Source organism: Rhodomicrobium sp. R_RK_3, assembly GCF_002198715.1.
Taxonomy (GTDB): Bacteria; Pseudomonadota; Alphaproteobacteria; order Rhizobiales; family Rhodomicrobiaceae; genus R-RK-3.
The window spans coordinates 130,605-150,087 of sequence record NZ_MWLK01000034.1 but is presented as its reverse complement, the minus strand read 5'-3'; the positions used below and the strand labels follow the sequence as shown (position 1 = coordinate 150,087).

Below are 19,483 nucleotides of genomic sequence, written 5' to 3'. Positions count from 1 at the left end.
AGATTTACGGCCTGGGCTGGCCGCAAGCCGTGAGATCCGCCAGCAACCGGCTTGCCTTCTGCAGGTCCGCCGTGGCGAAGCCCTCGGTAAAACGGCTGTGCACGGAGGTCAGGCAATCCAGCGCTTCGCTGTCGCGGCCGAGGTCCCGCAAAAGCCGCGTCAGGCTGACGGCGGTGCGCAATTCCCAGGAAAGCGCCTGCTGCCGGCGGGCCAGATCGAGCGAGCGGCGAAAGAGCGCCTCGGCGCCGCAGGCGGCCTCGGGCGACGCTTGGGTCAGGGCTGCTAAGCCTTGCACGCGCAGGATCTCAGGCGCGCACCAGCCCGCATTGCCCCGCGCGACATTGGCGATCACCGCCGGGTCGGTCAGCGCCTCATGCAGCGTCGCCATGGTCTCGAGCTGGCGCGGTATCAAATTTCCATCGCACGCCGGAAGCGGCACCGGCCGCTCGGGCACGCCCGCATCGCGCTCGGCGAGGGCGAGCGCCGAGGCAAAGCACCAGCCCCAGCGCTGCCAATAGATCAGCGAACGCCGCCGGGCGCAGTCGTCGAGCAGCGTCGTCAGCCGCCGGGCCTCCGGCAAATCGCCCGACCAGATCGCGACGGGACAGGCGCCGATCGCCAGCGCATAGCATAGCGATAAACTGTGCCCGGCGGCCAAGGCTTGCTCGACGCAATCCTGGGCGCATCGGGCCGCCTGATCGGGCAGGCCGTGCACCCAGAGAATCCGGCAGATGAGCGTGCGCACCGCGAATTGCTGGTCGAGCTGAAAACCCACATTGCGGCTGCGGCGCATGGTGGCGTCCGGAAAGCCCTGCGCGGCGTTGGCATGCTCCAGGGCGAGCGCGTGATTGCCGAGAAAATGATGCGAGATCGCCAGATTGCGGTCGCTGATCATCCGGTGTTTGTCATCGCCCGAAAGGATCGCGATCGCGCGGAATCGCTGCGCCAGGGCGAGCGTCGCCGGATAGTCGCCGCCGGCGTTGCGCACGGTCCAGAGGCCCCACAGTGCCTCCAGTTGATGCGCCGGGGAGGCGAGATCTTCGGCAAGTTCGAGCGCCCGCCCGAAGGCGGCCTCCATCTCCGGGCCGGGACCCTTGGCGTGCCAGAGCGCGTGGCCGTGCTCGATGCGCAGGCGCATTTCCCGGTCTGGATCCAACATTTGGAGCTTGCCGGCCTGCTCGAGCGCCCACTCGATGCGCGCCAGATATTCATCCATGTAGGAGAGCTGGAACCAGAGCGGCGAGGAGGCGATCGTCAGCCCGATGCCGATGGCGGTATCGCCGGTTGGGCCAAAACACCAGTCGAGCGCGGCGCGGACATCATCGATGCGGCGGCCGTAGATCGCCAGCCAGCGCGAGACGGGCTGCTCGGGCCAATCCCGCTCGGCCTTCGCCAGCATGATGCAGCAGCGCCGGGCATGGCGGAGGGCGATGGCGTCGCGCTCGCCGCTCTCGGTCAGCTTTTCGGCGGCATAGGCGCGGGTGGTGTCGAGGAGCCGGTAGCACACGTTCTCGCCCGCCAGATCGACGGTCAGCAGCGATTTCATCGTCAGATTGCTGATGACGTCCAGCATCTGCGCCTCGCCGATCTCATCGTCGGCGGCGATGGCGATGGCCGATTCCAGCGTGAAGAGGCTCTTGAAGATCGAGAACCGGCGCAGCACCGCCCGGTCAGTCTCGCCGAGCAGATCATGGCTCCAGTCGAGCATGGCCCGGAGCGTCTTGTGGCGGGGGAGGGCGGTCCGGCGGCCACGCGACAACAGCGAAAAGCGGTCGTCGAGCCGTTCGACCAGCCCGGCGATGCCGAACTGTTCCAGACGCGCCGCCGCCAGTTCGATGGCAAGCGGATTGCCGTCGAGCTTGCGGCAAAGTTCGGCGGCGAGAGGCACATCGGCATCGCGGAGCTCGAAAGCGTGGACGCTGGCCATGGCGCGCTCGACGAGAAGCTGCACGGCGGGGTAGGCGAGCGCCTCCGCCGCGGTCAGCGACGCGTGGGAGGCAGGGGCTGGGAGGGAGGACAGGCGCTGCACCCATTCCCCCTCCGCGCGCAGCGGTTCGCGGCTGGTGGCGAGGATGTGGACGCCGGCGGCATTCTGATAAATGGCCTCGGCCAGCGTGGCGGCGGCGTCGATGACATGCTCGCAATTGTCCAGCAGCAGCAGCGTCCGGCGCTCCCTCAGGAAAGACAGGATCGCGGCGGTGAGCTCCTGCGTGCCGGACGACAGGCCGAGACCCGAGACAACGGCCGCGGGGACGAGCGAGGCGTCGGCGAGAGCGGCCAAATCGGCGAAAGCCACGCCGTCGCCATAGGACGCGGCGAGGCGGTCGGCGAGGGTGAGGGCCAAGGTGGTTTTGCCGATGCCTCCGGGGCCGACGATGGTGATGAACCGGCGTTGCGGCAGTTTGGTTTCGAGACTCTGGAGCACGTCGTCGCGTCCGATCATCCGGACCAGCAATGACGGGCGCGGCATCTCGCCTTCCGGCGCCGGGGGGGAGTCCGCCGTGCCGTCGAGCCGGGTCACCGGCGCCACCAGGCAATAACCGCGGCCGGCGACATTGGTGATGTAGCGATTGCCGCCCTGTCCATCGCCCAGCGCCTTGCGCAGCGCGGCGACGTGGACGCGCAAATTGGCTTCCGCCACATGCACATTCGGCCAGACCCGCGCGACCAGCTCATCCCTGCCGAGGACATCGCCAGGGCGTTCCGCCAGGGCAATGAGAATGTCCAGCGCCCGGCCGCCGACGGCCAGCGGCTTGCCGTTCTGCAGCAGCATGCGCTGCGCGGGCATCAGTTGAAACGGCCCGAATTTGAGCGCTTGCGCTGTCAACGTCGCCTCACCGCCAAGAATAGGAGTTGGTCAATTCGGCGCGCGCCTGCAAAGATCGCATTCCCTTGCTCGGACGATCCAGATATCGTTTTGCGTTGTGCGCGAGACAGCCGTTCCCGAGCTGTTATTTATAATGCTTATATTAACTGCGAGATTTCCGCGCCAAGAAACCGGCATCAAGGTGAACGAGGGACCGGAGGCGCGCCGCGATTGGTTACTGAGCGCCGGATAAGGCGCGCGTATGCGCGAATGGAAGGAGCGGCGCCGACGGATGCGGCCCATCGAATGCCATCGATCTTGCAAACCATGCGGCAAGACTGAGTCAGCCCTCGACGATTTCGAACCGTTCAGGCGGTGAGGACGCCAGTTCCGCCCAGTCCAGTTCCATTTCCAGCGCGTGAAACACATCGTCCTCGATCTGGCCGGAGCGGCGCATTTCGGCGAGGGTCTTGCGCTTGGCGGCGATGCTGCGGCGGCGCAGGCGATCGGTTTCGGAGACGTGGCGCGGATTGAGGCCGCCGACGGTCGCGGCGTGGTCGGCGACGTAGACGGCCCGCAGGCCCCTGGCGGCCTCATCGTCGCGGCCGCCGAGATCGCTGAGTGCGGCGTCGATCAGCGCCACCCGCGCCGCCGCCATTTCGCGGTCGAAGGAATCGTCGCGCTTGAAGGCGAGGAACCGGATCAGCGGCCCGATCGTCAGCCCCTGCAGGATCAGCGTGCCGAGCACAACGGCGAGCGCCGCCAGCACGATGGTGTCGCGCGCCGGGAAGCCGGGAGGCAGGGCGAGGGCCGTCGCCAGCGTCACCAGGCCGCGCATCCCGCACCAGGAGACGACGAGGCTCTGCGCGATGCTCGGCGCGCCCTTGCGGTTGATCCTGGCGAAGATGAGGTTGATCGCCCGGTTATAGAGCATCACCCAGGCCAGCCGCACCAATATGACGATGGCGAGCACGATGCCGGCGAAGGCGAGCGCGTCCCAGAGATCGCTCCGCTCGAGCCGAGTGAGGATCGCCCGGGCCTGCAAGCCCATCAGCAGGAAGGCCAGCACATTGACCAGGAACACCGTCGCCTCCCAGACCGCGTAGGAATGCACGCGGTCGCGCGGCGATTGCCGCTCGGGGATATAGCGGGCGATGGTCATGGCATAGGCGACGACGCAGAGCACGGCCGACAGATGCAGCCGTTCGGCAATGATCCAGGCGCCGAATGTGGCGACGAATTCGAACAGCGTGCCGCCGAGGGTGCCCGCCAGCCCCGCCGAAAGCCTCAGGTAGAGCTTGCCGAACAGGATGCCCAGGATGAGGCCGCCGGGCGCGGCGATGAGCAGTTGCGGCGCCAGGCTGCCAAATGATTCCGACGCCGTGGCCGCGCTGACGGCGCCGCTGAAGATCAGCAGCGCGACGGCGTCGTTGAGCAGGCTTTCGCCCTTCAGCACGGTGACCGTGCGGCGCGGCAATTCGAAATGGCTCAGCATGGCCGAGGCGGCGGCGGCATCCGGCGGCGCGACGATGGCTCCGAGCGCGATGGCGGCGGCGAGCGGCAATCCGGCGAGCGCCACGCCTGCCCAGGCGACGGCCGCGGTGGTCAGCAGCACCGCGACGCCCGCCAGCATGATGACGGGCAGCCAGTTGCGGCGCAGGGCGCGCGGGGGCAGGTCATAGGCCGCATCGAGCAGGGCCGGGGCGATGAACAGGGCGAGCGCCAGATGCGGGTCGATGGCGATGTCGGGCGCCCACGGCAGGGCGGCGACCACCACGCCCGCCAGCGCCAGGATGGTCGGGTAGGGAATGGTGAAGCGCCGCGACACCTGCAGCATCAGGATCGCAACCAGCAAGAGGATCAGCGTGAGTTCGAACAGCGCCATGCGGTCTGCTTACTCCCCGCCGCCTTTGCCGTCCTGACCGATTTGCCGGTTTGCCCCGCTGAATTGCGGTTGCCGGCGGGCCGCGCTGCGTCAGGGGGAGCAGAGCCGCGCCGGCGGCTTCAGGAAGGTCTGGCGGCCCTGCTTGAAACCCATGACTGGCTCGGCCAGTTCCGCCAGCGCGGTCGGCGCATCCGGCGCGTCGAGGACGATGAGGTCGGCGGGGTTGCCGATGGCGATGCCGTAATCGGTCAGGTTCATCAGCCGGGCGGGCAGCGCGGTGACGAGATCCATGCAGAGGCCGAAGCCGTCCGGGGCGATTTGCGCGACATTTGCATAAAAATTCGCCATTCGGAGGAGGGAGCAGTCGCCGAATGGCGTGAAGGGGTTCAGCACATTGTTGGTGGCGATGGAGGCGAGCACGCCGCTTTCATGCAGCCGGTGGGCGGGCGTCAGGCCGCGCGGGATGTTCTGCGTGGCGTCGCGGCCCATGAGGTAGAGGTCGGTCGCGGGCAGCACGGTGACGGCGACGCCGCTTTCGGCGAGGCACGCAGCCATGCGGGCGAACGGCTCGGGCGCGAGCGCGGAGAGCTTGGTGACATGGCCGATGGCGACGCGGTTCTGATATTTGCGCGCCTCGGTCAGCCGGCAGACGTCTTCGAGCCGCAGCCAGGACGGGTCGAGATCGAAATCGAGATGGAAATCCAGATCGACATCGAAGCGGGCGGCGAGGCCGAACAGCCGTTCCAGATGCGCGAGCGGGTCGGTGTCCATATAGGGGCAGCCGCCGAGCGCGTCGGCGCCGTTCTCGAGCGCGGCGGTCAACAGCTCCTCGGTGCCGGGGTCGTTAGTCAGCCCTTCCTGCGGGAAGACGCAGATCGACAGGTCGATGGCCCAGCGATAGTCGGCTTTCAGCGCCTTGATCGCCTCGAAACTGCGCAGGCCGATGCGGGGGTCGATCTCGACATGGGTGCGCATCCGGGTCGTGCCCTTGAGGATGGCTTTTTCCAATGCCAGCGCGCCGCGCGCGTAAACATCCTCGACGGTGAAATCGCGCTTCATGGCGGAGACGGCGGCGAGCGCTCCGGCAAGGCCGCCTTGGACATGGCCGCAGCGCCCGAGCAGGCAGGCTTTGTCGAGATGGATATGGGTGTCGACGAAGCCCGCGATCACATAGCGGCCGCCGAGGGCGACATCCAGCGCGTCGGCCGCGAGGTAAGGTTCGATGGCGAGGATGCGTCCGGCCTTGACGCCGATGTCGACGGGCGTATCGCGTCCGGCGATGGCGGCCTGGCGGAAGATATGGTCGAATGCGCTGTCTGTGATCATCGGCGTGGGGCGTACAAGAACCGTGCCAAGCGTTTGGCATGGCGCATGCAGCGCCGGCGCCTGAGTGACAATCGGAGACGTCCATGACCACCCAATCCGACGCCGAGCTCGTGCGCACCTATCTCGAAGCCTCGATGGTGCCCGACCCCGAGACCGCCGCGCGCTACATGAAGCCGGGGACGGTGATCACCTTCACCGGCGGCCGCGAATTCGACCACCCGAGCGGCCCCACCGGCTTCAATGCCATGCGCTACAAATGGGTGAAAAAGCGGATGGACCGGTTCGATGTCTGCCCAGGGGAGGGCGAGACCGTGGTGTACAGCATCGGCACCTTATACGGCGAATGGCCGGACGGGACGGCGTTCGAAGGCAACCGCTATGTCGACCGGTTCGTGGTGAAGGACGGTCTGATCGTAAAGATGGACGTCTGGAACGATAGCGCCGAGCGTATCCTGATGCAGCGTGGGATCGAGGCTTAGCTGCGCAATCCTAGCCATGGGAAATGCGGCTTTGCCAGTTAATTACCGTCGCCCCGGCCGTAGAGCCGGGGCCCACTCGCCTGTCCTCTTGCCTCGGCAATTTTGGGAAATGCCAATAGGCCCCGGCTCTGACGGCCGGGGCGAGAGGACGTTGATTTTAGGCGCGGTGTAAGCGGCGGCGTAGCGTCGGGCCACTCCCGACAAGCGCCGCCCCCTAATCGGCCGCAAATCTCAATCTGGCACTGCGCTTGCATACAATCTCGTATGACCATTATGCAGCCGCGGCTTGTGCCGACTATCGACGAACCCGCGATCTCAGCGCCCCCAATGCCGCGCCCGGCGCTTGCCGTGGAGCTCTCGCAAGCGTCGGTAACCTTCGGGCGCGGCGCGAATTCCGTGCCCGCGCTCGCCGCCACCACGCTGCGCATCCCGGATGGCGAATTCGTTGCCCTCGTCGGCCCGTCCGGCTGCGGCAAGTCAACGATCCTGCGCCTCGTCAGCGGCCTCGTGCAGCCGAGCGCGGGCGTCGTCATCGTCGGCGGGCGGGAGGTGGCTGCCAAGGCGCTGCGCATCGGCATGGCGTTCCAGAACCCCACCATGCTGCCCTGGCTGACCATCGAGAAGAACGTCATGCTGCCGCTGAAGATCGTGCAGCCCTTCCGCGCCGCCTACCGCCAGAAAAAACGCAGCGAATTCCGCGACAAGGCCCACGCGCTGCTGGCGCAAGTCGGGCTGAAAGGCTTTGCCTCCCGCTACCCCTGGCAGCTCTCCGGCGGCATGTTGCAGCGCGCCAATCTCTGCCGCGCGCTGATCCATGAGCCCCGGATGCTGCTGCTCGACGAGCCCTTCGGCGCGCTCGACCAGTTCACCCGCGAGGAACTCTGGTCGATCCTGCAAGACCTCTGGCTGAGCTATCGCCCGACCGTCCTGCTCGTCACCCACGATCTGCGCGAGGCCGCCTTCCTCGCCAGCCGCATCTGCGTGATGAGCGCCCGCCCCGGCCGCATCATTGACGACGCGCCGGTCGCCTTCCAGCGCCCGCGCAACATCGCCATGACCTTCGAGCCCGATTTCGTCGCCCTAAACCAGCGCCTGCGCGAGTTGATCGTCGATGCGCGCGGCGCGGCCCAGGCGGAAGTGAGCGCATGATGGCCGATCTGAAACTGACGCAAAAACTCTGGTCCGGCGGGCTGATCGTCCTCTTCTTCGCCGGATGGGAAGCCTTCTGCCTGATTTCCGGCATGTCCGACCTGATCCTGCCGCGCCCCTCGCAGGTGATCGAAACGCTGATCGCGCGCTTCCCGGTGCTCTGGCCGCACATCCTCCAGACGCTCTCCACGACCATGGTCGGCTTCGCGCTGGGCGTGGCGCTCGGCGTCTTCCTCGGCGCGATGATCGGCGTCTCGCGCGTCGCCTACGACACCGTCTATCCGCTGCTGATCGGCTTTTCCTCGATCCCGAAAGTCGCGGTGGTGCCGATCTTCGTGCTCTGGTTCGGCTCGGGCACGGTGCCGGCCGTGCTGACCTCGCTGGCAATCTGCTTCTTCCCGATCGTCGTGAACATCGCGACCGGCCTCGCCACCACCGAGCCGGAACTCGAAGACGTGCTGAAGGCGCTCGGCGCCAGCAAGATGGACATCCTCTGGAATGTCGGCCTGCCGCGCACCATGCCGTTCTTCTTCGCCTCGCTAAAGGTCGCCATCACCTACGCCTTCGTCGGCACGGTGCTGGCCGAGACCGTCGCCTCCAATCGCGGCATTGGCAACGTCATGATGAGCGCCTCGTCGAATTTCGACGTGCCGCTGGTATTCGCCGGGCTGTTCATCCTGGCAGCGCTCGGCGTCGCCCTTTACGTCGCCTTCTCGCTGATCGAGGCCCGCGTCACCGGCTGGGCGACGCGCAAGAACGACCTGGTCGCCGCGTGAGACCGGCGGCGGCCATCCCGCCACAAGAAAAACCCCCACACTGAATGGAGAAGACCCATGTTCAAACGACTGACCGGCCTCATCCTCGCCGGCCTGCTGCTCAGCGGCCCGGCGGCGGCGCAGGAGACCAAGATCAAGTTCACGCTCGGCTGGAAGACCCAAGGCTCGGACGCCGCCTTCTTCCTCGCCCGCGACAAGGGCTACTACAAGGCCGAGGGGCTGGACGTCACCATCGACCAGGGCGAAGGCTCGGGCGCGACCGTCACGCGCATCATGTCGGGCGCCTATGACGCCGGTTTTGGGGATGTGAACGCCATCATTCAGAATGCCTCGACACGGCCGAACGAAGCGCCCGTCATGGTCTACATGATGTGGAACCAGCCGCCCTTCGCCATCGTCACCAAGGCGTCGAGCGGCATCAATTCCCCGAAGGATTTCGAGGGGCGCATCCTGGGCGGCGCTCAAGGGACCCCGACGACGCGGCTGCTGCCGGTGTTCGCCCACAAGAACGGCCTCGACATGGCCAAGATCAAGCTGTCGAACATGGCGCCGAACCTGCAGGAGCCGATGATGATCAAGGGCGACATCGACGCCGCCCTGGTCTTCAACATCACCAGCTATTTCAACCTCGTCTTGAACCGCCAGGATCCGGACAAGGATTATAAGTGGTTCACCTTCGGCGAGTTCGGGCTGGACCTCTACTCGAACGGGCTGATGGTGTCGCGCAAGCTGATCGCGGAGAATCCGAAGGCGGTCGCCGGTCTGGTGCGGGCGACCAACAAGGCGCTGATCGAGGTGGCCAAGGACCAGAATGCCGGCATGGCGGCGGCGGTGAATTTCGACAATCTGATCAATGTCGCGGTCGAAAAGAGGCGTTTGCAATATTCTTTCGATAAGCTGATCGTCTCGCCGGAGATGAAGGAGATCGGCGTCGGCGACATCAAGGACGACCGCATGACCCGCGCCATCGGCATCGTCGTCGAGGGCTATCAATTGACCCGCACCCCCACACCCGCCGAGATTTTTTCGCGCGATTACCTGCCCGCGCGGGGAGAGCGCGAGCTGAGTTACACGGCGAACTGACAGGTCGCGGACCCAGGCGACTTTTCTCTCGTCGTCCCGGGCGGCCGTCAGGCCGAACCGGGATCCACTCGCGGATCAGCCGGCACCGTGCTCGCGGAGAAGCGAGTGGGCCCCGGCTCTGACGGCCGGGGCGACGGATGAGCGCTTGCCGGATTTGGCCGAGGGCTCCCAAGGGAGAGGAAATCGGGCTGTGCCACGAGGATGACTTCGCCATAGGAGAACGCAAATGACCGAATCCGTACATGCGACGTCAGTCTTCTGCGGCGGCGAGCGGGGGCTTCTCACCAACGCGACCATCCGGCATCATGACGGGATCATCACCGCGATCACCGACGGCACGCCGGCGCCATCGGGCGGCGGCACGCTGATCGTCCCGGCGCTCGCCAACGCCCACGACCACGCCCGCCCGAGCGCCACCTCCTTCGGCGCCTCCAACATGCCGCTGGAGATCTGGATCGCGCGCTCGGTTTTCGGCACGCCAGCCGATCCCTACATGCAGGCCGCCGCTGCGCTCGCGCGCTGCGCCCGCTCCGGCTGCGGCGCGATGATGGTGCATTACACCCGGCTCAGCGGCACCATGCCGGTCATCGACGAGGCCAGGGCCGTCGCGCGCGCGGCCGGCGACGTCGGCATCCGCATCGCCTTCGCGCTGGCGGTGCGCGACCAGAACCCGCTGGTCTACGGCGACAGCCGCCCGGTGCTCGACGCGCTGCCGCCCGAGGCGCGGCGCACGATCGAGGACATCTTTCTGCGGCCGCCGATGACGCCCGCCGCCTATCTCGATCTGGTCGACGGCATCCACGCGGCCATCGCCGGGCCGATGATCGACGTGCAGTACGGTCCGGCCGGCGTGCAATGGTGCTCGCCCGCGCTGCTGGAGGCCATCGCCGAGCGCTCGGCGGCGACCGGGCGGCGCATCCACATGCATCTCCTGGAGACGATCTATCAGCGGCAATGGGCCGACCGGGCCTTTCCCGGCGGCATGGTGCGCTATCTGCGCGATATCGGCCTGCTCTCGGAGCGGCTGACGCTCGCCCACTGCGTCCATGCCCGCCAGGAAGAACTCGATATGATCGCCGAAAGCGGCGCGACCATCGTCACCAATTTCAGCTCCAACCTGCATCTGCATTCCGGTCTCGGGCCCATCGCCGACGCGCATCGGCGCGGCTGCGGCATCGCGGTCGGCGTCGACGGCATCGCGCTGGACGAGGACGACGACGCCATCCGCGAATTGCGCCTCGTACAGATGATGCATAACGGCCTAGGCTTCGAGCGCACCTGGAGCCGCGCCGATTTCCTGTCGCTGGCGGTGAGGAACGGCCGCAAGGCGACCGGCGCGCCGGGAACGGGTGTCCTCGCCATCGGCGAGCCGGCCGATTTCACCATCATCGACCTCGACCGCCTCGACCGCGACGCCATCATGCCCATCGACCCCATCGACCTGCTGTTCGCACGCGGCAATAGCGGCTGCGTGCGGGAGGTGGTGATCGCGGGCCGCACCGTCGCCCGCGACGGCCAGCCGACCGGCATCGACCTGCCCGCCCTGGAGACCGAGCTGCGGGAATTGTACCGGCGCAACGTCCCGCGCTACGCCGCGCTGCAAGAGGCGTGGTCCCCCTTCGAGGCCGCCGTGACGCACTGGTTCCGCGCGCAGGGCTGCTGTTAACGGGCTGCCGAATCTCCCGTTTCCTAATCCCCGCGAAGGCGGGGATCCAGTACGCCGAGTAGTCGCGGCTAGGCGAACGCCCAACGGCTGATGCCGCCCTTTACTGGATCCCCGCCTTCGCGGGGATTTCGTATGAGGGCGTGGATGGATTGGGGTCGGCGCCGCCTCTCGACGTCACGTCTTTAAATCGGCAGCTCCGCGCTGCCGTCGACCCGGCAGGCGATGCTCGCCTCCTCCAGATCCAGCTCGCGCTCGATCCGGCGCCGCGACTCGTCGGTGATCTTGCCGTCGCGCAGCAGGTTGTGGATGTAGTTCCGCTCCAGCGTGATGAGCTGATATTTCAATTCAGAAATCCGGTGCAGCGGCTCGCCGCCCTCGGACGCCGGCTGCGGCAGGCGGCTGACGCGGTGCTCCTGGCGCCGGTGCAGCGCGGTCAGCACCTCCGGCGGCAGATCGCCCTTGGCCTCCAGCTCGTCGAGCCGGCGCTTGACCATGTTCAGCGCGTTGCGCCGGGCGCGGATCTCGTCGGCCTCTTCGCGCAGCGCCTCGGCGGATTGGATCGTCCCCAGCCCCAGCCAGCGCACGATGGCCGGCAGCACCAGGCCCTGGCCGACCAGCGTCAGGATGATAATGCCGAAGGTGATCGAGAGCATTTCGTCGCGATAGGGGAAGGGCGCGCCGGTCGACGTCGTCAGCGGGATGGCAAGCGCCGCCGCCAGCGAGACCACGCCGCGCACGCCGACAAAAGCGATGAGGAAGGGCTGCTGCCACGGCGGCGCCGGGTCGCGCACGGCGAGCGCCGGGCTCAGCCAGCGCGGCAGATAGATCGCCGGATAGACCCAGATGAACCGCGTCACGATCAGCACCAGGAGCACGACGAAGGTGCTGGCGATGACGTCGCGCACACCTTCCTCGCCGATGCGGTCGAGTATTGTGCGCGCCTGCAGGCCGGTGACGAGAAACACCGAGCCCTCGAGCAGATAGATCGCCAAGTCCCAGAAGAAGATGCCTTGCAGCCGGGTCGCCGAAGGGATCAGCAGCGGGCCGTTCCAGCTCACGAACAGTCCGGCGGTGACCGTCGCCAGCACGCCGGAGCCGCCGACATGTTCTGGGAACCAGAAGGCGAGATAGGGCGTCATCAGCGACAGGGTGATTTCGACGCGCGGATCGTGCGCCCAGCGGCGCAGGCGCAGGCTGAGCCAGCCGATGACCAGGCCCCAGGCAATTTCTCCGAGCACGATCAGCGCGAAGCCGCCGACCGCCTCGCCGAACTCGAACACGCCCGTCGCCACCGCCGCCACCGCGAAGCGGTAGAGGATGAGCGCGGTCGCGTCGTCGGCGAGGCCCTCGCCTTCAAGCACCACGAGGAGGCGGCGCGGCAGTCCGAGCCGGCGGGCGATGGCGATCGGCGCGACGGTATCGGGCGGGGCGACGATGGCGCCGAGCACGAAGGCAACGCCCAGCGGCATGCCGAGCAGCCAATGCGCCGCCAGCGCCACCGCGCAGGTGGTGAAGATGACGCCGCCGAAGGCCAGCAGAATGATCGGGCGCAGGTTGAAGCGGAATTCGCGCCAGCTCATGGCGACCCCGGCGGAGTAGATCAGCGGCGGCAATATGCCGAGCAGCACGAGCTCCGGCGCCAGCTCGACGGTCGGAAAGCCGGGGATGAGCGCCAGCGTCAGCCCCGCGATCAGCAGCACGATCGAAGGCGCGACATCGAGCTTCCGCGCCACCACCGCCCCCATGGCCAGCACGGCGGCGAGCATCAAAAGCGTATGCATCATTTCGGCCATGGATCGTCCCTTGCGTCGCGGCGTGCCTCGGCGGGTGGGCAGCCTCGCTTCGTCTCAGTGGAGCCTGCCTCCTATAACGGAAATCCCTGCGAAAAGGCCACAATTGGCGTTAGACTTTATGAAAAGCAATCAACCGCCCGGACGAGGCGGCCGATCAGGGAGGTCGACCAATGAAGCTTACCCAGGACCAATTGCGCGAATTCGACGAGCAGGGCTATCTCTTCATGCCCAACTGCTTTTCCGACGCCGAGGTCGCGGTTTTGCGCAGCGAGGCGGAGGCGATCTACCGCAGCGACCGCAAGGAGGTCTGGCGCGAAAGCTCCGGCGCGCCCCGCACCGCCTTCGCCGCCCACACCTATAATGAGGCCTTCCGGCTGCTCGGCGCGCATCCGCGCCTCGTCGAGCCGCTCATGCAGTTTTTCGGCGAGCCGGTCTATGTGCACCAGTTCAAGATCAACGCCAAGGCGCCCTTCGACGGCGAGGTCTGGCAATGGCACCAGGATTACGGCACCTGGGCGCGCGACGACGGCATGCCCGAGCCGCGCGCGATGAACATCGCCGTGTTCCTGGACGAGGTGATGCCGATCAACGGCCCGCTGATGTTCATCCCCAAGAGCCACAAGAAGGGCGTGCTCGCCGCCGGCCACGATCTGAAGACGACGTCCTATCCGCTGTGGACGCTCGACCGCGAGACCATCACCCAGCTCGCCGAGGAGGGCGGCATCGTCGCGCCGACGGGCAAGCCGGGTTCGGTCTTGATGTTCCACGGCAATCTGGTTCACGCCTCGCCGCCCAACATCACGCCCTATCCGCGCAAGATCGTCTATCTGACGCTATGCGCGGTGTCGAACCACATCACCAAGTTCAACCGCGAGGAGTGGATCGCGCATCGCGATTTCACGCCCATCTCGGCGGTCGAGGATGATGCGCTGCTGCGCTATGCGGCCTCGCGCAAGGTGGCGGCGGAATAAGCTCGAAAAAATTCCGGCGGGCCTGTCGCACCGGCGGCAGGCTGAACGTCCTTGGAATAGCCTTAAGCTCCTGCTGAACTTCAGGATCGGGGGGCTGATCGAGAACAAGGAGAGCTACGAATGGCAAAGACAGCAACAGCGCGCAAACCAGCAACTTCTCGCAAGCCCGCAGCACCGTCCAAGAAAAGTGAGCCGGTTCCAGTCGGCCAGATCGAAGTCAAGGGCGGCGCGGTGCCCTATTTGAACGTCGACGGCGCGGTCAAGGCCGCCGAATTCTACGCCAAAGCCTTCGGCGCCAGGGAAGTCGGCCGCCATCCGGTCGACGAGAAGGGCCGGACCATGCATATCCATCTCTACATCAATGGCAGCTCGGTGATGCTGTGCGATTTCTACCCGGAGCACGGCTTTCCCAAGGTCGCGCCGCAAGCCTTCAACATCCATATGAAGGTCGATGACGTCGAGGCCGCCTGGAAGCGCGCGGTCGATGCCGGCGCGGAAATCACCCTGCCGCTGCAGGACATGTTCTGGGGCGACCGCTACGGCCAGGTTCGCGATCCGTTCGGCGTGATCTGGTCCATGGGCGCGCCGTCGAAGAAGGACGCCTGAGGCCGTTTGCACGAGGCCGCCGGGCCAAATCTCTCCTTCCTCCCTCCAAGACCGGCCGCCCGTGCCGCCGCCGTGGCCGCTTCCATGCCGCGGCGGCGAGGCCATTGCCATTATTGGGGGAATCGGTTTCGCTGCATTGCACACGTCGTTTTATTTCGCTATCTATAGCCATACGCCGCGCGATGCATGCGGAAGAGACCGGTTCAGTCCGGCGCCGAAGGAGCAACCGCCCCGGAACCTCTCAGGCAAAAGGACCGCAAGCAGACGGCACTCTGGAAAGTAGTCTACGCGCGCAAGCGTTCGGGCTCACCGATGGGGTAATGCCGCGTCCGGCGTTCCACGCTGCGATCCGGTGAATTCTCTCAGGTCACGTGACAGAGGGGGCTTGGCGTCCGGTTTGGCCGGGCGTATCGCCACTTGTTTCGCGGGATTCTGATGACCATTGCGGCGCCGGAAAAAGACACAAAATCAGCATTGAAGCGGACGCCGCTTCACGCCCTGCATCTCGAGCTCGGCGCGAAGATGGTGCCGTTCGGCGGCTATGACATGCCGGTCAGCTACCCGCCGGGGCTGATCAAGGAGCATCTGCATACGCGCGAGGCCGCCGGGCTGTTCGACGTCTCGCATATGGGGCAGTGCCATATCAGCAGCGAAAGCTGGGACGCGACCGCCCGCGCCATCGAGGCGCTGGTCCCCGCCGATGTGCTGGGTCTCAAGCCCGGGCAGCAGCGCTATTCGCAGCTCATGGCCGAAGATGGCGGCATTCTCGACGATCTGATGATTACGCGCCTCGGCTATGACGGCCTGGAAGGCACCGCGTACGTCGTCGTCAATGCGGGCTGCAAAGACGCCGACTACATCCATATCGCGGACCGCCTCCCCGACGGCGTCACGCTTCAGGTCAGGGACGACCTTGCGCTGATCGCGCTGCAGGGTCCGCAGGCGGTCGACGTGATGGCGGCACTGGTGCCGGACGCGCGCGACATGCCGTTCATGTGCTATATCGGCTCAAGTTTCGAGGGCTTTCCGCTGCACATCTCCCGCTCCGGCTATACCGGTGAGGACGGCTACGAAATCTCCGTCCCGGCGGCGCAGGCTGAGGCATTGGCGCGCGCATTGCTCGGCAATCCCCTGGTCAAGCCGATCGGTCTCGGCGCCCGCGACACGCTGCGGCTCGAAGCCGGGCTTTGCCTCTACGGCCACGACATCGACGAAAGCACCTCGCCCGTCGAGGCGGATCTGGTCTGGTCCATCGGCAAGCGCCGCCGCGACGAGGGCGGTTTCCCCGGCGCCGGGCGCGTCCAGGCCGAGTTGAACGGCGGTCCGTCCCGCAAGCGGGTCGGCCTCAGGCTCGAGGGCCGTGCGCCCGCTCGCGAAGGCTGCGAGATCGTCACCGAGACCGGCGAGCCCGTCGGCCGCGTCACCAGCGGCTCTTTCGCGCCGAGTGTCGGCGGCCCGGTCGCCATGGGCTATGTCGCCGCCGCGAGGGCCGCACCAGGCACGCGCCTCAACATCGTCATCCGCGGCACGCCGCATCCGGCGTCCGTCGTCAAAATGCCTTTTGTCCCGCACCGCTACCACCGGCCTACCAAGTCAGGAAAATCCAATGGCTGAGCCCAGATATACGAGCGATCACGAATATATCCGCGTCGAGAACGGCATCGGCACCATCGGCATCTCGCAATATGCGCAGGACAAGCTCGGCGACATCGTATTCGTCGAGCTGCCGGCGGTCGGCAAGGTGCTCTCGAAGGGCCAGGAAGCGGCGGTCGTCGAATCCGTGAAGGCGGCGAGCGAGGTTTACGCGCCGGTCTCGGGCGAGGTCGTCGAGGTCAACGAGGCCATCGTCGCCAATCCCGAACTGGTCAACCAGGACCCGGAAGGCAATGCCTGGTTCCTAAAAATCCGCATCGCCAATCCGCGCGAGCTGGACCAGCTCATGCCGGAACAGGCCTATAAGGACTATCTGGAGACTGTCGAATAATGCGTTTTCTTCCCCACACCGCCGAGGAGCGCCGCCAAATGCTCGCCGCCATCGGCGTGCCGAGCGTCGATGCGCTCTATCAGGATGTGCCGGCCGCCTTCCGCACGGGCGAGATCGAGGGCCTGCCGCATCATCAGAGCGAGATGGCGGTCGAGCGGGCGCTGGGCCGCATCGCGGCGCGCAATGTGCCGGCGGGCTCGGTGCCGTTCTTTGCGGGCTGCGGCGCTTATAAGCATCATGTTCCGGCGACGGTCGATCACATCATCCAGCGCTCCGAATTCATGACGGCCTACACGCCGTACCAGCCGGAAATCGCGCAAGGCACGCTGCAATATCTGTTCGAGTTCCAGACCCAGGTCGCGGCGCTGACCGGCATGGAGGTCGCCAACGCGTCCATGTGGGACGGCTCGACGGCGGCGGCCGAGGCCGTGCTGATGGCGCACCGGCTCACCAAGCGCAACAAGGCGGTGCTGTTCGGTAACCTGCACCCGCATTACCGCGCGGTGATCGAGACCATCAGCCGCTACGCGCATTATGAGACGATGGCGCTGCCCTCCGCGCCGAACACGGAGTTCGTGGAGTCGGTGGACGCGGAGACCTCCTGCGTCGTGGTGCAATATCCGGGCGTCTTCGGCGGCGCGCGTGACCTGTCGGCGCTGGCCGAGTTGGTCCACAAGGCCGGGGCGCTGCTGATCGTCGTCGTCACCGAGGCGATCTCCTTCGGCGCGCTGCGCTCGCCCGGCTCGATGGGCGCGGACATCGTCGCGGCGGAAGGCCAGTCGATCGGCAACGGCCTGAATTTCGGCGGCCCCTATCTCGGCCTGTTCGCCACGCGCCAAAAATTCCTGCGCCAGATGCCCGGCCGCCTCTGCGGCCAGACCGTCGACGAGGACGGCAAGCGCGGCTTCGTACTGACGCTCTCGACGCGGGAGCAGCACATCCGCCGCGACAAAGCGACCAGCAATATCTGCACCAATTCGGGGCTGTGCTCGCTGGCCTTCACCGCCCATATGACGCTGCTCGGCGAAGCGGGCCTCCGCAAGCTGGCCCGGCTCAATCACGCCAATGCCGTCGCGTTGGCTGATAAGCTCGCCGCTGTGCCGGGCGTCGAAATCGTGACGCGGCATTTCTTCAACGAGTTCACCATCCGCACGCCGAAGCCCGGCGCCGCCGTGATCGATGCGCTTGTCGATGAAGGCGTCATTGGCGGCGTTCCCGCCTCGCGGCTCTTCCCCGGCGAGGAGCGGCTGGACGACCTCATTATCGTCGCCGCGACCGAAACCAACACATCCGGCGACCGTGACGCCTACGCCGCCGCTCTCGCCAAGGTGCTCGCATGACCGACATGACCACGAAATTCTTCGCCAAGGGCGCGCAGCCCAGCACCCATACCGGCAATCGCGGGCTTCAGATCGAGGAGCCGCTGATTTTCGAGGCGGGCGCGCTGGAGACTTCGGGCGTCGACTTCGAGGAGCCGGAGGCGTTCGAAAGCCGCCTCGGCGATGTCGAGCGGCATGATTCCATCGGCCTGCCGGGCCTCTCCGAACCGGAAACGATGCGCCACTATGTGCGGCTCAGCCAGAAGAACTACTCGATCGACACGGGCATCTTCCCGCTGGGTTCGTGCACGATGAAGCACAATCCGCGCATCAACGAAAAGATGGCGCGGCTGCCCGGCTTCGGCGATATCCATCCGCTGCAGCCGCAAAAGACCATTCAGGGTGCCATCGAGCTGATGGCCGTGCTCTCAGAATGGCTGACCAAGCTGACCGGAATGCCTGCCGTGGCGCTCTCGCCCAAGGCCGGCGCGCATGGCGAGCTTTGCGGCATGACCGCGATCCGTGCCGCGCTCGAAGCGCGGGGCGAGGCGCAGACGCGCCGCGTCGTGCTGGTGCCGGATTCGGCGCACGGCACCAACCCGGCGACCGCCGCGCTGCTCGGCTTCGAGGTCCGCGCCGTCGCCGCCGACAAGGACGGCACCGTGCGCGCTGCGGCCGTGCGCGAGGCGCTCGGGCCGGACGTCGCCGCGATGATGATCACCAATCCGAACACCTGCGGGCTGTTCGAGCCGGAGATCGCCGAAATCGCCGCCGCGCTGCATGAGGCGGGCGCCTTCCTTTATTGCGACGGCGCCAATTTCAACGCCATCGCCGGCCGCGTCCGCCCCGGCGACCTCGGCATCGACGCCATGCACATCAACCTGCACAAGACCTTTTCGACCCCGCATGGCGGCGGCGGCCCAGGCTCCGGCCCGGTCGTGTTCTCCGAAAGCCTTGCCCCCTTCGCGCCGCTGCCGCTGATCCGCAAGGATGGCGACAGCTTCGCGCTGATCGAGAACGAATCAGAGACGCAGGGCGAACACCCCTTCGGACGCCTCGTCGCCTTCCACGGCCAGATGGGCATGTTCGTGCGCGCCGTCTCCTACATGCTGAGCTTCGGCGTTGATGGCGTGCGGCAGGCCTCCGAGGATGCGGTGCTGAATGCCAACTACATCCGCGCTGGCCTCCGCGACGTGATGAGCCAGCCGTTCGGCGACAAGGTCTGTATGCATGAGGTGCTGTTCGACGACAGCTTCCTGAAGGGCACCGGCCTCTCGACCCTCGATTTCGCCAAGGCCATGATCGACGAGGGTTTTCACCCGATGACGGTGTATTTCCCGCTAGTCGTGCACGGCGCCATGCTGATCGAGCCGACCGAGTCCGAGGGCAAGCAGAGCCTCGACCAGTTCATCGGCGCGCTGCGCTCGCTGGTGCGCGCGGCAACGCAAGGCGATGCCGAGCGCTTCAAGGGCGCCCCGCATTACGCGCCGCGCCGCCGCCTCGACGAGACCCGCGCCGCCCGTCAGCCCGTGCTGAGCTATAGCCCAGCGCAAAGTAAAGCGGCGGAGTAGCTTGAGCCCGCAAGCCGCTCGAATGGTTAATTCAAAATGAACGCCGCCCTCGAGCCGCGTTCATTTTGA

General features: G+C 66.5%; 15 protein-coding genes and 1 riboswitch. Of the genes, 11 read left to right on the top strand and 4 right to left on the bottom strand.

Going from position 1 to position 19,483, the window contains the following annotated elements:
- Positions 1-4: 4 nt before the first annotated feature.
- The 3 genes from BLEFHOIH_RS21445 to BLEFHOIH_RS21435 form a co-directional block, all read right to left on the bottom strand.
- Positions 5-2,827 carry a winged helix-turn-helix domain-containing protein gene (locus BLEFHOIH_RS21445; RefSeq protein ID WP_088348071.1) on the bottom strand — a complete coding sequence of 941 codons (2,823 nt, stop codon included), beginning with the start codon at positions 2,825-2,827 and terminating at the stop codon, positions 5-7.
- Positions 2,828-3,149: 322 nt separating this feature from the next.
- Complete coding sequence (locus tag BLEFHOIH_RS21440; protein WP_088348070.1) at positions 3,150-4,691, bottom strand: cation:proton antiporter; 1,542 nt, start codon at positions 4,689-4,691, stop codon at positions 3,150-3,152.
- Between the two features lie 90 nt (positions 4,692-4,781).
- Positions 4,782-6,017 carry an amidohydrolase family protein gene (locus BLEFHOIH_RS21435; protein ID WP_088348069.1) on the bottom strand — a complete coding sequence of 412 codons (1,236 nt, stop codon included), beginning with the start codon at positions 6,015-6,017 and terminating at the stop codon, positions 4,782-4,784.
- 83 nt (positions 6,018-6,100) lie between these two features.
- Here BLEFHOIH_RS21435 and BLEFHOIH_RS21430 point away from each other — a divergent pair, with 83 nt between their 5' ends.
- The 5 genes from BLEFHOIH_RS21430 to BLEFHOIH_RS21410 all read left to right on the top strand — a co-directional run bounded on the left by BLEFHOIH_RS21430 (position 6,101) and on the right by BLEFHOIH_RS21410 (position 11,170).
- Positions 6,101-6,496 carry a hypothetical protein gene (locus tag BLEFHOIH_RS21430; protein ID WP_088348068.1) on the top strand — a complete coding sequence of 132 codons (396 nt, stop codon included), beginning with the start codon at positions 6,101-6,103 and terminating at the stop codon, positions 6,494-6,496.
- Positions 6,497-6,823: 327 nt separating this feature from the next.
- On the top strand, positions 6,824-7,645 hold the full coding sequence (locus BLEFHOIH_RS21425; protein ID WP_088348067.1) for an ABC transporter ATP-binding protein: 822 nt from the start codon (positions 6,824-6,826) through the stop codon (positions 7,643-7,645).
- Complete coding sequence (locus BLEFHOIH_RS21420; protein ID WP_088348096.1) at positions 7,645-8,421, top strand: ABC transporter permease; 777 nt, start codon at positions 7,645-7,647, stop codon at positions 8,419-8,421. Before BLEFHOIH_RS21425 ends, BLEFHOIH_RS21420 begins: the two co-directional genes overlap by 1 nt.
- A 57-nt stretch (positions 8,422-8,478) precedes the next feature.
- Positions 8,479-9,504 carry an ABC transporter substrate-binding protein gene (locus BLEFHOIH_RS21415; RefSeq protein ID WP_088348066.1) on the top strand — a complete coding sequence of 342 codons (1,026 nt, stop codon included), beginning with the start codon at positions 8,479-8,481 and terminating at the stop codon, positions 9,502-9,504.
- Positions 9,505-9,730: 226 nt separating this feature from the next.
- Positions 9,731-11,170, top strand: a complete 1,440-nt coding sequence (locus BLEFHOIH_RS21410) for an amidohydrolase family protein (RefSeq protein ID WP_088348065.1) — start codon at positions 9,731-9,733, stop codon at positions 11,168-11,170.
- Between the two features lie 182 nt (positions 11,171-11,352).
- Here BLEFHOIH_RS21410 and BLEFHOIH_RS21405 read toward each other — a convergent pair whose 3' ends face one another.
- Positions 11,353-12,963 (bottom strand): Na+/H+ antiporter, encoded by a 1,611-nt coding sequence (locus tag BLEFHOIH_RS21405; RefSeq protein WP_088348064.1) that lies wholly within the window; start codon positions 12,961-12,963, stop codon positions 11,353-11,355.
- Between the two features lie 170 nt (positions 12,964-13,133).
- On the opposite strand from BLEFHOIH_RS21405, the gene BLEFHOIH_RS21400 reads away from it, so the two are divergent.
- The 6 genes from BLEFHOIH_RS21400 to gcvPB all read left to right on the top strand — a co-directional run bounded on the left by BLEFHOIH_RS21400 (position 13,134) and on the right by gcvPB (position 19,414).
- Positions 13,134-13,934 carry a phytanoyl-CoA dioxygenase family protein gene (locus BLEFHOIH_RS21400; RefSeq protein ID WP_088348063.1) on the top strand — a complete coding sequence of 267 codons (801 nt, stop codon included), beginning with the start codon at positions 13,134-13,136 and terminating at the stop codon, positions 13,932-13,934.
- A gap of 120 nt (positions 13,935-14,054) precedes the next feature.
- Positions 14,055-14,540: a VOC family protein gene (locus BLEFHOIH_RS21395; protein ID WP_088348062.1), complete on the top strand. Its 486-nt coding sequence runs from the start codon at positions 14,055-14,057 to the stop codon at positions 14,538-14,540.
- Between the two features lie 179 nt (positions 14,541-14,719).
- Positions 14,720-14,807, top strand: a riboswitch (glycine riboswitch).
- 168 nt (positions 14,808-14,975) lie between these two features.
- Positions 14,976-16,154, top strand: coding sequence for a glycine cleavage system aminomethyltransferase GcvT (gcvT, locus tag BLEFHOIH_RS21390; protein WP_088348061.1), 1,179 nt, complete (start codon positions 14,976-14,978; stop codon positions 16,152-16,154).
- Entirely contained in the window at positions 16,147-16,524 is a 378-nt protein-coding gene (gcvH, locus tag BLEFHOIH_RS21385; protein ID WP_088348060.1) for a glycine cleavage system protein GcvH, read from the top strand. The genes gcvT and gcvH overlap by 8 nt, the downstream gene beginning before the upstream one ends.
- The gene (gcvPA, locus tag BLEFHOIH_RS21380; RefSeq protein WP_088348059.1) at positions 16,524-17,864 is read left to right on the top strand and encodes an aminomethyl-transferring glycine dehydrogenase subunit GcvPA; all 1,341 of its coding nucleotides are present in this window, start codon (positions 16,524-16,526) and stop codon (positions 17,862-17,864) included. The genes gcvH and gcvPA overlap by 1 nt, the downstream gene beginning before the upstream one ends.
- Positions 17,861-19,414 carry an aminomethyl-transferring glycine dehydrogenase subunit GcvPB gene (gcvPB, locus tag BLEFHOIH_RS21375; protein WP_088348058.1) on the top strand — a complete coding sequence of 518 codons (1,554 nt, stop codon included), beginning with the start codon at positions 17,861-17,863 and terminating at the stop codon, positions 19,412-19,414. Before gcvPA ends, gcvPB begins: the two co-directional genes overlap by 4 nt.
- Positions 19,415-19,483 lie beyond the last annotated feature (69 nt).